We start from the raw sequence: 13,877 nt of genomic DNA, 5'->3' as shown, positions 1-13,877 counted from the left end.
GTTGCTTTTAGCTCACATCTTGCACCATTCTCAACAAGTCGCCAATCCCGCCCGGAACTCAACCGGGCTAATAGAATCAAGTCCACGCTTAGTGGACTGAAGATGCAAGCTCTCAGTTTTAGCCCACATTCGGTCAAGTTTCCTATGTTGAACTACTCGTTTAAGGAGTGCCCAACGGTTCGACTGGACGGATAATTGCTGGGGTAGCTGGTTTTTCTGTCTGGAAGATTGCTTGAAGTGATTCTTCTAAAGTTTCTGCCATGACGATGCGATTTTCGTAGGCAGCAATGACTCTCACTAATGTTGGCAAACTATTTTGTTCGGCTTCTAGATAAAGAGGTTCGACGTAGAGGAGCGATCGCTCTATCGGAATTACTAACAAATTACCTTGAATTGCCCGTGAACCCTGCCGATTCCACAGAGAAATCTGCTGAGAAATGACCGGATCTTGGTTGATTAAAGCTTCGATTTGCTCGGTTCCGTAAACCAGTTGTTGCTTGGGAAACTCGTAGAGTAACAACTTGCCATATTCATCTCCATCGGAACGTGCCGCCAACCAGGCAATTAAGTTGGTGCGTTGCCTGGGTGTGAAGGGAAGGAGAAGAATAAATTCTTCTTCCTGGGCCGTCGGCAGTTTCATGATCAGGTAGTAAGGTTCCACGGGTCGCGGTTCGCTACCATAAATCTCAGTCGGAACCTGCCACTGGTCTTCCCGATTGTAAAACACCTGCGGGTCGGTCATGTGATAAGTCCGCAACCGTTCTGACTGAATGCTGAAAAAGTCCACTGGATAGCGAAGATGACTCCGCAGGGAAGTGGGCATAGCATTTAATGGTTTTAGCAGGTCGGGAAAGATCGCAGACCAGGAGGTAATAATCGGGTCTTGGGGGTCGGCAACGTAACAATTAACCGAACCGTTATAGGCATCAATGACAACTTTGACGGAGTTGCGGATGTAATTAAATTGCTTTTCGCCAGGGTCGGAGTAGGGATAGCGATCGCTTGTTGTATAAGCATCGATAATCCAGTAAAGGTAATTTTGCTCGTTCGATGCATCGGTCTTGGCAACTACCAAGTAGGGATCGCTATCGAACCGCAAGAAAGGGGCGATCGCCTGAACTCGCTGTGTTATATTACGACGAAACAACACCTTGGTTTGCGGTGTGAAATTCCGCGTAAACATCATTTGCCAGTCTTTCAAATACTCGGCAAATAAAAGACGCTGCCACCACGAACCGATGGAGACGCCGCCAGTGCCATCGTAGGTGTTATAAACATTCTCGTTGCCACTGGGATAATCTAACTCTTTGACTCTGGTTGGCGTCATCACATAAGTATTGCTGATTTCGCCGTAATAAATCCGGGGTATCCCAATCGGAATGCTGGCCCGAATCCGTTCGCTAGATACATTTAAGGCGCTGTTGTTAGCAGCATCGGGATTGGTGGCTATGTCTTTAACAAAATAGTCTGGCAGTCCACCAGAACCAACTCTATTGACCGGACTGAGGGTAAATCCATAACCGTGAGTATAAATCAAATGTTTGTTTACCCAAGTCTTTGCTTCCGGGGGAACAGCACTGTAGTCTAACTCTCTAGCTGCGATAATCACTTGTTGCCTTTCGGTCTGCCTGGTTTCCTCTGAAGCTGCTATCTTCAAGGTATATCGGTCAATGTCAGCGTCAGGAAACTTGTAATAGAGACGGATTTGTTGCAACTGGCGATTTGTTTGTAGAAGTGGGCGCTTATCCCAAAGGCGAATATTGCGAATCGTCAGTTCATTCTGCTGGATGTCTGCGGCAGTAAGATTCCCTTGAGGGTCGAAGGTTTTAACTTCAATATTCTCTAAATTAAATGCTGCCCTGGTAAAGGCAATACTGTGTTCAATATAGGTTCGTTCTCGCGCCAATTCATTGGGTTGAACGATGAGGCATTGCACCACGGTGGGTAAGGCAATCAAAAATGAAAAATTAAATATTAAAAAGGCAATGTAAATAATTTTAAAATTAAAACTTTTTATTTTAAATTGAATTGTCTGCCAGAACAAAAGTAGCGCGATCGCTAGTGAGAATACGCTCAATCCGGTATACAGTGGCAATCGCACGCTGACATCAGTGTAACTGGCACCATAGGTAACGCCGGTGGTGGAATACAACAATTGATAGCGCCATAACCAATAACCGAGAGCAAAAGCAGCACATAGGCAACTACCGAGTCCGCACAAATGACGCATCTGGGATTTGGAAAACCCTGGAAATCTGCCCTCACTCAAACTATCTCCAGACAGCAAATATATCAGGGTGACTGCTACAAAACCATACAAAAATAGTCCGAAAACCCAAAATCCTAGTAACTCCCAAACTGGCAACTGAAATACATAAAAGCTGATATCTCGCCCAAATAAGGGATCGGTGTTGTTAAAACTGGTGGTATGGAAATACTGTAAGATTCTCGCCCAGTGACTTGACAGCACCAGTCCAAAGAATAAACTGAGGAAAAGCGCGATCGCTGTTAACAAAAACTGCGGATAAATCAACACCAGCGCCGCCGCTACCAACACCACGACAACTTGCCAGATGCTAGAAAGCGTCTTTCTACCCATCTGCCATATCAACTCAGGCTGAAACCAAACTGGCAAAAGGGGAGATACACTCGGCAAGCTAACATTAGGATGCCAATAACTAGCTGCTATTTGACCATAGTGCAGCAGCATCAACCCAATCAGCACACTAAGTACCCCTATCCCAGGCAAAAGCGATCGCAATTTCAGTGCTGACGACTGAGGACTGATTGAAAAAAAGGATTCTCCCTTATACTCTTCGGTTAAGACTCGATCCCCCCTCACCCTCGCGCTAACGCGCCGCTTCCCTAGTAAAAAGGGGGAATCAAAGCCCCCCTTTTTAAGGGGGGTTGGGGGGATCTCTTTAGGATACTTAAGAAGATGAGCCAGATATAAATTACCCAGTGAAAAGCCAGCTGTGACAATAAATGCGATCGCCCACAACCCCAGCTGAGTTCTTACCCTGAGAAGAAACGCCGGTAGATATCCGACTTCCTGAAACCAAAAAACATCTGCTACTAGGTAAGCGACTAGATCGAAGGCTAGCCACAGTCCTAGTAGCAGTACAATCCCTGGAAAAATTCGATTCATTATTCATTGTTCATTGTTCGTTGTTCGTTGTTCATAGAAGTTGCCATGAACCCTGAACGATGAACTCTGAACGATTAGCTAAATTGTTCGCCTATATCCAGGTTAAACAGAGTTTGGAGTGCCTGCATCGCTTTGCGTCTGGCTTCGATATCTTGTTGCGATCGCAGTTGTACCATCGGATCGTGCAGAATTTTGTTGACAATTCCGCGCGTTAGTGCTTCGATAACTTCTTGATGTCTTTCGGCAAATTCCGTACCCAAGCGAGACAAAGCTTTTTCTAACTCTTGAGTGCGAATCGTTTCCATTTTATCACGCAGGCAGCTGATGGTGGGAACGGTTTCGAGCGATCGCCACCAGACATCAAAGGCTTCCACCTCTTCTTCTAGCAGCCCCTGGGCTTCCATTGCCATCTTACGGCGGCTTTCGTGATTCTGAGCCACCACTGCCTTTAAGTCATCGACATTAAACGCCTGCACGTTGTCCAGCTCGTTAACATCCCCATCCACATTGCGCGGGACAGAAATATCAAAGATCATCAAACCTCGGTGCGCTTCCAGGTGAATTTCCAGTTTCGACCGATTCAACAGTGGTTCTGTAGAAGAGGTACTGGTAAACACCAAGTCCGACGTAGCGATCGCTGACATCATTTCCGACAGCGGATACAGTTGCAACTGCGCCTCTGGGAACTGATTCGCCAATTCCTGCGCCCGCTGGATAGAACGGTTCAGAACCGAGATGTGAACCGCTCCTTTTGCCAGTAAATGTTGCACTAACAGCCGGGACATTTTCCCAGCACCCAAAATCGTCACTCGACAAGCTGCCAAGTTCTGGGCTTTGATCTGGGCTAACTCTACAGCGGCTGAACTAATTGAGACAGCACCCGTACCGATACTGGTTTCCGTCCGGACTCGCTTCCCAGCAGTCAGCGCTTGCTTGAACAACCGATTCAGGATGCTACCGATGCCCTTGTATTGCTGTCCTAGTTTGTGAGTATGTTTCACTTGCGCCAGGATTTGCCCTTCGCCCAGCACCAAACTATCTAAACCTGCTGACACCCGCATCAAGTGCATGACTGCATCTTCATGCAACAAAACAAACAAGTGTTGCCGTAGTTGATGCAGGGGTAACTTGCTGTGTTCGGAAAGAAATTGGGTAACTTCCCGAACTCCCTGTTCGGTTTCATGAGCAACGATGTAAATTTCCAGGCGGTTGCAGGTGCTAAGAATCGCGACTTCTGCAATGTGGGGGTAGCTCATGAGGGCAAGAGTTGCACCTTCACACGCTGGCTCTGGAATACTTAATTTTTCCCGAATCTCAACCGGCGCTGTTTTATGGCTAAGACCTACGACTGCAATATTCATTTGCTAATTGCTAATTACTAATTGCTTATTGGGTTGAAGGTTAAAAGATTAGAAGATTGAAGGTTGAAGATTACAAGGTTGAAGATTAGAAGGTTGAAAGTTCACCCTGCAACCTACAACCTGCAACCCAATTACCCACAGACTACCTCAATTGCAGCTGCTTCGGCTCTTCAAACATATGGATAGTGTCAACAAACCGAGCCGTCTGCGACTGGCTGGAAATGACCAAGCTTTGAGTGCGTGCGCCTCCCTTGAAGAAGCGGACGCCTTCCATGAGTGTGCCGGGGGTGATGCCACAAGCTGCGAACAGAACCGTCTTGCCAGAGGCTAGTTCGTCAGCGTTGTAAACTTTGTCTGGGTCTGTGATGCCCATTCCATTAAGCCGTGCGATATTGCTCTCTCTGCTCTCCCCGATCAATCCAGTTTTCACCACATCTGGATCGTAGATCAGCTGACCTTGGAAGTGTCCACCCAGACAGCGCAGAGCGGCGGCTGAGATGACGCCTTCGGGTGCAGCACCAATTCCCATCAAAGCGTGAATATTGGTACCCGAAAAGGCGCAGGAGATGGCAGCAGAAACGTCACCATCGCTGATCAGTCGCACTCTAGCTCCCGCTTGCCGGATTTCTTGAATCAGCTCTTTGTGACGGGGGCGATCCATCACCACGACCACCAGTTCCTCAATCGAGCGACTCAGGCACTCGGAGAGAATCTTTAGGTTTTGGGTGGCGGACTTGTTAATATCAACATGACCGCGTGCCACTGGGGGCGCTGCCAGCTTTTTCATGTAAAAGTCAGGAGCGGCAAATAAACCGCCTTTCTCAGCAATTGCCAGAACTGCCATTGAACCATTTTGACCGTAGGCAACGAGGTTGGTGCCTTCGCAGGGGTCAACGGCAATATCAATCTCTATCAATTCATCTGGGTTGCAGTAATTTTTGGCATCTTCGCGGGTACAGATACCAACTTCTTCTCCGATATACAACATGGGGGCATCATCCCGTTCGCCTTCGCCGATGACGATCCGACCCCGCATATAAATTTTGTTCATCCGCTCCCGCATGGCTTCCACAGCGACTTGGTCAGCTATGTTTTTTTCGCCTTTGCCCATCCACCGGGAGGATGCGATCGCAGCTTGCTCAACTACCTCTATAATTTCTAATCCCAGCGTATTTTCCACAAAAACTATCCTCTCAACTGCTTGATTTAGCGTCGTTTCATCTGGCGATTCCAGTTAGAAGTCTATCAGAGGGGGGATACCCAAAGCTGGAGATTAACGGCTTGGTTTATGTTAACTTTTGTAATTAGTCATGGGTCAGGAGTCATTAGTTGGTGAATAACTAATGACTCCTGACTTTCTTTAGGGCAATTCAACCGAGGTAGGTTTCGCAATGTGAGGCAGACCCCAACCGAGTTTTTCTCGCAAAATTCGGAAAAACTCAGGGGATTGCAAGCGGATGAATCGAGCCGAAAAGGGCGATCGCTCCAGATACACCCGATCTTCTGGCAATACATAGCACCCAGCATTCCCATCCACCACCATCACCAGCCGAGTAGGATTCGCTGGGAAAATCGTCACGGGTTCGCTATCTGCAAACACCAACGCCCTAGACGCCAGTGAATGAGGACAAATCGGTACCAACTGTAATGTCGGCACCCCAGGCGTCACCACCGGCCCCCCAGCACTCAGTGAGTAAGCCGTCGAGCCAGTCGGAGTCGAGATAATCACCCCATCTGCGGCAATATCCATCAGCGCGTGACGCCCAATCAGCACCTCAAAATGGCACATACTGGTGAGCGGTTCCCGATGAATCACCATTTCATTCAGGCACAGCGCTTCCCACAGCCGGGTATTATCTCGAAATAGCTGCACCGATAGCATCGCTCGCTCTTCAACTTCATACTCCCCAGCCATTAGTATTTCCAGCGCTTGCGGCAGCTGGTTCACATAAGCTTCAGTTAGAAAACCCATGTGCCCGGTATTCACCGCCAGCAAGGGAATCCCACAAGGTGCCACTTGGCGAAATGCCGCCAGAACCGTGCCATCTCCCCCCAGCACCACCGCAAAGCTCATCTCTTCATCAAATCCAGGGGGAGCCAGGGAATCAATTGGGGTATGACACACCGGACGATCGGGGCGAGAATATCCCAAAATCCCACCGGAACCCGTTGTCATGCAAACTTCCCAACCAGCGGCTGTTAGCTTGTCATTTAACTCTGTGGCAACGCGACAAGCTACAGGTTTGGTGTCATTGTATATAATCCCTGCTTTGGGCACGCTTCGAGTCCGGTAGTAGTTCATTCTTAATTGTTAGCGATCAATGGTTGGTTTTTAGGTATGTAACCTATTAAAAACCAACAACTAACAACTCACTTTTCTTTAAGGCTGTAATCAGTTCAAGATGTAAATGGCATCTTTTTTTTGCTCTGCTTTTTATTTTTTGATTTTTCGTAATCAATTTCCTTAAGTTTTTTCAAGATGCGACTGAAGTAGTCTTGCAGGTATGCCTCCAAAGTCGTGATTTGGGCTTGGTCTATCCCGAAGACTTGATAAACCTCATCCATCGGCGCATTCAGGGGTTTGCCTGTCGCTACCACTTCTGCAAAAGCCAACCGATCTGCTAGATTCCAGCCCCACTCAAAAAAGCGAGCGATCCGTCGCACTGTCCGCAGTAAACCCAAAGGCATCCGCGTTACCTTAGATTCCCGCCCGGAAAGACGTTCGCACAGGCGGATGATTTCATAGGCACCCCAAGCACGAGAACCCACAACCGGAAAGGTTTTGTTGGCGGTTTCCGGAACCTTAAGCGCTTTTAGTGCAAACTTAGCAATATCCTGAGTGTCCATGTAAGCCACCGGAGAGGTGTCACCTGTCACCCACACAGCTTGCCCATCTAAAATCGGCACTGCATACTGACCGATCAGCCCTTGCATAAAGCCGCAAGGTCGCAGAATGGTGTAATTCAACCCCGATTCTGCCAAGAAAAGTTCCGTACACCGCTTGATTTCCATCAGCGGGACTTCGGGGTACTTTTCAGCATCCAAAATGGAGAAGAAGATAAAACGCTCAACTTTGGCAGCGGCGGCGGCTTGAATCAGCGCTACTTTGCCATCCCAGTCTACCTGTTTGATACTGGTGGAGTCTGTGGGTCGTGAAGTTGCCGCATCAATCACTGCTGTGACACCTTCAAAGGCTGCTTTTAGGCTTTCGGGATTGGTGAGATCGCCGGGTACTAGCTGGGCACCCCATTCTTTTAAGAATGCCGCCTTTTTCGCACTCCGTACCATACAGCGAACTTGATAGCCCTCTTCTATTGCCCGACGAGCCACCTGTCTGCCCAGGGTGCCGGTGGCACCGACAATTAATAAAGTCATCTAGTAATTAGTAAGGAATCTTAAACTTTCTATAAGATGTTATCAGAAATCTCAGATTTAACGCAAAGAAAGTTTACAAAATTAATAAAGATAGCGATCGCTCACTTCCGACACCACTAGCTAATCGGGTCAGGATGCCCCAAATACTGAATCGCTAGATGATAAGGCAACCGGCAAGGGACAGGGAGTGCGATTTTTGATGGAACACCACTCGCGCCGCCTGTCCTTGCTTTCAGGGGTTGTCCTTAGAGGGACTCGTTTTCGCCCCCTTGGATTTTGAGTAACAAAAAGCCCAAGCCCAGACCCACTAAAATCAGGGTAAAGGACAATATAGCTGCATTAAAAATCTCACCGCTCATCGGTTGTAGGCTCCTTGGGAATCAATTAAAAAGTTTAGAGTATTTTAAGCTGAAAGCTGTGAAAACTTTCTTTACACAAACACCTGTCAATCTCACGCAACGGCAAGACCGTCCTCGGTTAGCTGTAACACTGGGAGATCCGGCGGGGATTGGGCCAGAAGTAGTGCTGAAGGCGTTGGCAGATCCGACGGTTATCCAAAATTGCCAGATTACAGTAGTTGGCAGTCGGGCACTGTTACAAGAAACTTATCATCGATTGACCGGACGACTAAAGTCGCGGCTACACGAACAAAGCCTGCCTCCGCAGGCTTTAGAAGCGGGTGGGGAGGCATCTGAGTTGGTGTCAGCACCGCTGGCAAACCCGGCACAGTTATCAATTCTTGATGTCCCGCTGGACGGGGAAATAGAGCGGCAAATTAATATTGGGACTGGGAATGCTGCTAGTGGCGCGGCAAGTTTTGCTTATATGGAAACTGCGATCGCTCACACTCTTTCGGGTGAGTTCCACGGCATTGTGACTGGCCCGATTGCGAAATCTGCTTGGAAAGCCGCTGGATATGATTTTCCCGGTCAAACAGAACTATTAGCCAAGCGTTCCGGCGTCCAGCAATTTGGGATGTTATTTGTGGCGCGATCGCCTCATACCGGCTGGACACTCCGCACTTTACTTGCTACCACCCATATTCCCCTCCGTCAAGTTGCTGAGGTGCTGACACCGCAGCTGCTGACGAATAAACTTGATTTGCTGGTGGAATGCTTAAAGGCAGATTTTGGGATAGAAAAGGCGAAGATAGCGATCGCGGGTTTAAATCCCCACAGCGGCGAACAAGGGCAACTGGGACGAGAAGAAATAGACTGGTTAATCCCTTGGCTAGAGCAGGAGCGACGGCGACCTCATCTGCAACTGGATGGCCCGATTCCCCCAGATACGATGTGGGTAAAGCCCGGTCAAGCCTGGTTCGGTTCCAATGGCATCTCCCAAGCTCACGATGCTTACCTGGCACTCTATCATGACCAAGGCTTAATCCCCGTTAAACTGATGGCATTTGACCGAGCTGTGAATACTTCTATCGGTCTTCCCTTCATCCGCACCTCCCCCGATCACGGGACTGCTTTTGATATCGCTAGTCAGGGAATTGCCGATGCTACCAGTATGAAAGCAGCGATTCAACTTGGGGCTGAATTAGCAGATCGGAGGATAGCAGCGAACTCCATGTAGCTCTAGCTAGCTAATCAGGTATCGTCAACCAGGTCAAATAGAAAAGAGATCGTTCATGTTTGCATATTTTATTTTTACCGCGATCGCTCAAAGCATCCACTTGAGCGCTCCAAACCTTCCTGCATCTATATCTGAGAACGATCGAGCCAAGTCCGAGCGAATAGCAGCCTCAACAGTACCAACGAACTCCGCCTTCGCAAACTCAAGGTATTTAAAAACCGCACAGAGGGGTTTTGCCGTTTTGCGTGTTGCTTATGTAGCCGCGAATTCTATTCACCAGGGATATTCTCCAGCGTGGGATGCTAGAAACGGTATCTCCTCACAGACACTATTTGTTAAAAGCGATCGCAATCAAAAATTATTTCCTCTTGGTTTTAAAGTTGTTAGAAGTGCGCCAGGAGTTACGCTTTATAACCAAAACTCTGATTATGTGCAAGTTGTTGATTTGAGCCAAGGCGCGTCTGTAAAGTTTCTTTATGGTGAGATTACCAATCTGGGTAAGAGACAAGGCGCTTATGGCGGAAACGATCCTAAGTTGAGACGCCAAACGCTTACACAAGCCTGGGATCATTTCTATTCTTTAAATAAAAAGGCTTTTTCTATCACTAATGGTCAGTTTTTCAGAAATGATACTAACTCCGCCACCATCACTAACTTAGCCTTTCCAGTTAAAGCCAATGGAACCATCATTAGTAACGGCTATGCGGGAGAAAGTGAATTTGCTAGCCAAAAGCTGATGCTTGAAGTTTGGAAGACTCGTGCAAAAATTAGCGCTTTTAAGGGCAAAAATCCTCTTTACTCTTCTTCAGCTCCTAATATCATTGTTGGCTTGAGCGAAAATGCAAATAAATCTATTAATAAAAATCTTGGTAGAACTTTTATGGGAGTTAGAGATGGCGACTCTAACGGTATTTATGAAACAGTTTTAATTTTTAATTCAAGTGATTCGACTCAGTTTCATGCAGCGGAGACACTAAAAAAGTTTGGTGCAGATAAAGTAGTCATGCTCGATGGTGGCGGATCTTCACAGTTGCTGGCTCAGGGTAAAAATTATATTAAATCTACAAGAACCATTCCCCAAACCATCGGTGTGGTAAGCGCTCCGCGAGCTAAGAGTAGGTAGAAATAAGGAGGCGATCGCGTCTCTATATCGATGGTAAAAAAGTACGATCGCTCTTATGGTTTTCTTTATTTATTTACTTTTATTTTACAAATTCATCACCGCCGTTATTTCTCAGTTTCGAGTGAAGTTATTCCTCTGCCAATTCCACATCTAGCTCCCCTGGCGCGAACCGGGGAGTTGTGAATTAAGCATCTCTCGCTTCGCTTAGGTTTGGTCGGTGTGAGTTGGGATTACTCGCTTCGCTGATAGACAACCGGCTCGCGCCGGAAGTGTCTGAGTTGGTATTACTCGCTTTCCCAATAGTTGGTGAGTGTGCGCTTCGCGTTGAGAGGGGGGTGAAGCTTCATTCACTATACTCATTTACCCCAATCCTTTCAATACGGCTCGCGCCGCAAAAGTACGAAATTTATCACTCTTTTAACCTCCTGGTTTCTTACTAGGAGGTTTTTTTCTGGCTTTTTACAGCTTTTATTCCCAAACTAATTTCCTTGAAGCTATTGCTATCAAGGGGAATTCTTGTCAACTTTATTCTTAGGCAAAACTCATGGCATTCTCCCAAAACGAACTTTTCAATCGTCAAGTGGTTTTAGATTTGGTTCGAGTTCTCAATCCAACTTATTCAGTAAAATTTACGGCTTATAAGTATGCCAGATGGGATGCCACTATCTTTAAACCATCAGGTCAAATTGCCTATTATATTGAATCAAAGGTGAGATCCTATTCATCTACTCGTTTTGATTCAGCAATTGTAGGTGATGCAAAAGCACAACTGCGTGAACAATCTAAACAAGCTCCAGTCTATGTTGTCAGTTGGTATCAAAGAAATAATTTGGTTTATCTCTACCCCTTTGCACGCAATGGAATTCTCCACCCATCGCATTCATCAGTCATAAAATCTGGCAAAAATCTCCTCCTACTCCCTTTCCCTTCTAGCTACTGCTACGCTTATTGTAATCGTACTCTCACATTACTCTCAAGACCTGTTTCTACCTTTCAAACGTCTTGAAGTCCTTATATCCTCTCTTTAATTCTCTCGTTGGCTAATCTCCGTTAACCCTCTATACTTTCTAGAAACCATTCCCGATTTGCTACCAAGTCTGACTCCTTCACCTGATACTTGAGGATTTCGGGGATTAGCAATGTGGGGTCGTGATGCTTAGCGATCGCTCTGACATCGATAACTGGCTTATAATTTATCCGCAAGCACTGCTGCCAAAGTTCTACCCACTTAGCTTGCGAAAGATAGCCATGACTGAAGTATGAAGGCTGTACCAGAGCCAAAATATGTAAATGTGGGTGAGCAGATACCCAATCCCGACCTATAGTAACCTCTACAGACTTTATCCAACCTTTTGCAGGCCATGCCTTTAACTCAGTTAATCGCTTAAAAGCTTTGTTCATCCCATCCAAGTTTGTCCGCAAATCCTCAATGTGACAGTTTTTTACAGTCAGAGTAATAAAAAGCCAGCGGTATTTGGGGTAATCAGCGACAACTTTCGGGAGAATTTTATAAGCTTTCGCCTTCCACATGAGACTTCGCCGCCACTGACAAACCGGACAATGACGAACGCGACAAAATCGGGTATTTGATAGCTTAAAGTTGAGCGAACCTTCGGATGCTGGCACTAATCGAAACTCCAGCCACTCGGAACAGGTACTAACCCGATGAGCATAGCGATTGAAACCACCATTTCCAGCGCCAGCGTAGTGCTTAGAAACTATATCCGCATTTGCTCGGTGCTTTTCCCAAGTGTTGCCTTTTGGGGAGATATCAGATAATCCTAATGCATCTGTACTTGGTTCACACTTGTCTTGAGGTGAGACACTAAAAGGAATCAAGCTTCCGTTTGCGGCTTTATCAGACATGAACCCCCCTGCTATGTTTGATTTACTGCGATCAACTCAAACTATCAGGGGGTTCTACATTCATCCATCCGTTGAAATACGTAAATCAATCCGCTGAATTACTTTTCTCCTGTATGGGATAACACCGTTGCTGGTACAGTTAAAAAAATTTTTCTAAGTTGATAATGCGCGATCGCTTAACCATCTAGCACCAATAAAAAAGCGCGATCGCATCTACCTATAACTCACTATTTAACTGTAAATAAACCCTATTAAATGTCAAAATACATTTTTTTAAAACTTCGTGTTGCTAAAAACCGTATTGATTAAAATGGATGGTGTCTCAAGTCGTGGCAATAGATATCTATAGCAATTCTATCTCAGTTGTGAGCCAGCAGTTCAGATTCCCGACTTCTTAGAGAAGTCGGGAATCTCGCCTTTAGAAGTGTTATAGACAGTACGGCTCAATAACCTTGTCTATCCGCTCCTAAATAAATTTTGCTTAAACCTTTGCAAATTAGGTAAACCAAGTAGATGGAGAAAAACTCTGTTCAGATGAGTTAGAAAGTTGATGTTTAATCCAATCTCTCTTCTTTTGGATAACCTCGAAAATTCCTTGGCGAATTACTGTTTCTATGTGCAGCTTTCTTTCTCCAGAGCAGTAACGACGATTGCATTGCTCTGAAATTTTTTGACCATCCTCAATCACAGCGTATACGTTAGGAACTCGACTCAAGGTATAGGTCATTAATTCTTTATATAATCTAGAATTTAAAAAAGTTCCTTACTCAAAATACTCTTGTTCATTATCTAAAATTTTAGCAATTTCATCGGCAACCCATAACATTGTTAAATTGATGGTTCGATCAGCCATTTCAACCTCACTTTTTCTCAAATTAACATTCTGGTTTTGTCTAATTAATTTTATAACTTATGGCTATTGCTAAAAGTTAAGTTTATTCAGTTTGTTACTTTTAAAATATCAAAGTTTTGTCCAAAACTGCTGATTTTAAAACTAAATATACCCACTCGCATTTTCTAAAAGGTTTCTAAGTAAAGAGGCAGATAAAATTCAGTTGCTTTTGAAGAGACCAAAATAGTACCTATAAGCTGGATAATAGGTAATAAATTCCCCTAAACATAAAATTTAAGAGTTTCTTGATTAGAGGGTTTTGTTAACATCGGCTGTTTTGTAAGTTCAAGGCATGAGTATTAACATGAAACTCACCTTAAATTGGATTAATATCAATTTTATCAAGTCCAGAGAGAGCATACTGGATTAATCGCTTCTAGCCTATGCCGACTAACCCAGCCTGCATTAAAAGGAGGTCGTCAGATTGGGAAACAGACTCTAGCCTGTTTTGAATTTAAGATTACGTTTCAAATGTAAAAAACTAGGGAATAAATCGGGAAGAAATCGGGAAAAAAAGGTAAAGTTATGTCAAGA

The 13,877-nt window shown here is 45.6% G+C and carries 11 protein-coding genes; 3 read left to right on the top strand and 8 right to left on the bottom strand.

Features of this window, described 5'->3' with window-relative positions; all coding sequences use genetic code 11:
* Positions 1-160 precede the first annotated feature (160 nt).
* From ACFW2W_RS07140 to ACFW2W_RS07115, 6 genes are all read right to left on the bottom strand, one after another.
* Entirely contained in the window at positions 161-3,148 is a 2,988-nt protein-coding gene (locus tag ACFW2W_RS07140; protein WP_378175266.1) for a UPF0182 family protein, read from the bottom strand.
* A gap of 74 nt (positions 3,149-3,222) precedes the next feature.
* Entirely contained in the window at positions 3,223-4,509 is a 1,287-nt protein-coding gene (locus ACFW2W_RS07135) for a glutamyl-tRNA reductase (RefSeq protein ID WP_378175263.1), read from the bottom strand.
* Between the two features lie 142 nt (positions 4,510-4,651).
* A complete protein-coding gene (glpX, locus tag ACFW2W_RS07130; RefSeq protein WP_378175260.1) occupies positions 4,652-5,689 on the bottom strand; it encodes a class II fructose-bisphosphatase in 1,038 nt (345 codons plus the stop codon).
* Positions 5,690-5,869: 180 nt separating this feature from the next.
* Entirely contained in the window at positions 5,870-6,787 is a 918-nt protein-coding gene (locus ACFW2W_RS07125; protein WP_378175668.1) for an NAD(+) kinase, read from the bottom strand.
* A gap of 119 nt (positions 6,788-6,906) precedes the next feature.
* Complete coding sequence (locus ACFW2W_RS07120) at positions 6,907-7,884, bottom strand: SDR family oxidoreductase (RefSeq protein WP_378175257.1); 978 nt, start codon at positions 7,882-7,884, stop codon at positions 6,907-6,909.
* Between the two features lie 245 nt (positions 7,885-8,129).
* On the bottom strand, positions 8,130-8,243 hold the full coding sequence (locus tag ACFW2W_RS07115) for a PetM family cytochrome b6-f complex subunit 7 (protein ID WP_378175254.1): 114 nt from the start codon (positions 8,241-8,243) through the stop codon (positions 8,130-8,132).
* Between the two features lie 49 nt (positions 8,244-8,292).
* Here ACFW2W_RS07115 and pdxA point away from each other — a divergent pair, with 49 nt between their 5' ends.
* The 3 genes from pdxA (at position 8,293) to ACFW2W_RS07100 (ending at position 11,591) form a co-directional block, all read left to right on the top strand.
* A complete protein-coding gene (gene pdxA, locus ACFW2W_RS07110) occupies positions 8,293-9,462 on the top strand; it encodes a 4-hydroxythreonine-4-phosphate dehydrogenase PdxA (protein ID WP_378175665.1) in 1,170 nt (389 codons plus the stop codon).
* Between the two features lie 55 nt (positions 9,463-9,517).
* Positions 9,518-10,585, top strand: coding sequence for a phosphodiester glycosidase family protein (locus ACFW2W_RS07105; protein ID WP_378175251.1), 1,068 nt, complete (start codon positions 9,518-9,520; stop codon positions 10,583-10,585).
* 544 nt (positions 10,586-11,129) lie between these two features.
* Positions 11,130-11,591 (top strand): hypothetical protein, encoded by a 462-nt coding sequence (locus tag ACFW2W_RS07100; RefSeq protein ID WP_378175248.1) that lies wholly within the window; start codon positions 11,130-11,132, stop codon positions 11,589-11,591.
* Between the two features lie 44 nt (positions 11,592-11,635).
* Here the strand turns inward: ACFW2W_RS07100 and ACFW2W_RS07095 are convergent, their stop codons facing one another.
* Together ACFW2W_RS07095 and ACFW2W_RS07090 are read right to left on the bottom strand one after the other, a co-directional pair.
* Positions 11,636-12,451: a protein rep gene (locus ACFW2W_RS07095; RefSeq protein WP_378175245.1), complete on the bottom strand. Its 816-nt coding sequence runs from the start codon at positions 12,449-12,451 to the stop codon at positions 11,636-11,638.
* A gap of 496 nt (positions 12,452-12,947) precedes the next feature.
* The gene (locus ACFW2W_RS07090; RefSeq protein WP_378175242.1) at positions 12,948-13,178 is read right to left on the bottom strand and encodes a hypothetical protein; all 231 of its coding nucleotides are present in this window, start codon (positions 13,176-13,178) and stop codon (positions 12,948-12,950) included.
* Positions 13,179-13,877 lie beyond the last annotated feature (699 nt).

Source organism: Coleofasciculus sp. H7-2 (assembly GCF_042747725.1).
Lineage (GTDB): Bacteria > Cyanobacteriota > Cyanobacteriia > Cyanobacteriales > FACHB-T130 > FACHB-T130.
Note: the sequence above shows the minus strand (reverse complement) of the source record. Positions and strands in the feature narration are given on the sequence as shown.

Excerpts from the sequence above, each read along its gene's own strand:
- ACFW2W_RS07140 (WP_378175266.1), bottom strand. The coding sequence starts at position 3,148 with ATGAATCGAATTTTTCCAGGGATTGTACTGCTACTAGGACTGTGGCTA.
- ACFW2W_RS07135 (WP_378175263.1), bottom strand. The coding sequence starts at position 4,509 with ATGAATATTGCAGTCGTAGGTCTTAGCCATAAAACAGCGCCGGTTGAG.
- ACFW2W_RS07120 (WP_378175257.1), bottom strand. The coding sequence starts at position 7,884 with ATGACTTTATTAATTGTCGGTGCCACCGGCACCCTGGGCAGACAGGTG.
- ACFW2W_RS07115 (WP_378175254.1), bottom strand. The coding sequence starts at position 8,243 with ATGAGCGGTGAGATTTTTAATGCAGCTATATTGTCCTTTACCCTGATT.
- ACFW2W_RS07105 (WP_378175251.1), top strand. The coding sequence starts at position 9,518 with ATGTTTGCATATTTTATTTTTACCGCGATCGCTCAAAGCATCCACTTG.
- ACFW2W_RS07100 (WP_378175248.1), top strand. The coding sequence starts at position 11,130 with ATGGCATTCTCCCAAAACGAACTTTTCAATCGTCAAGTGGTTTTAGAT.
- ACFW2W_RS07095 (WP_378175245.1), bottom strand. The coding sequence starts at position 12,451 with ATGTCTGATAAAGCCGCAAACGGAAGCTTGATTCCTTTTAGTGTCTCA.
- ACFW2W_RS07090 (WP_378175242.1), bottom strand. The coding sequence starts at position 13,178 with ATGACCTATACCTTGAGTCGAGTTCCTAACGTATACGCTGTGATTGAG.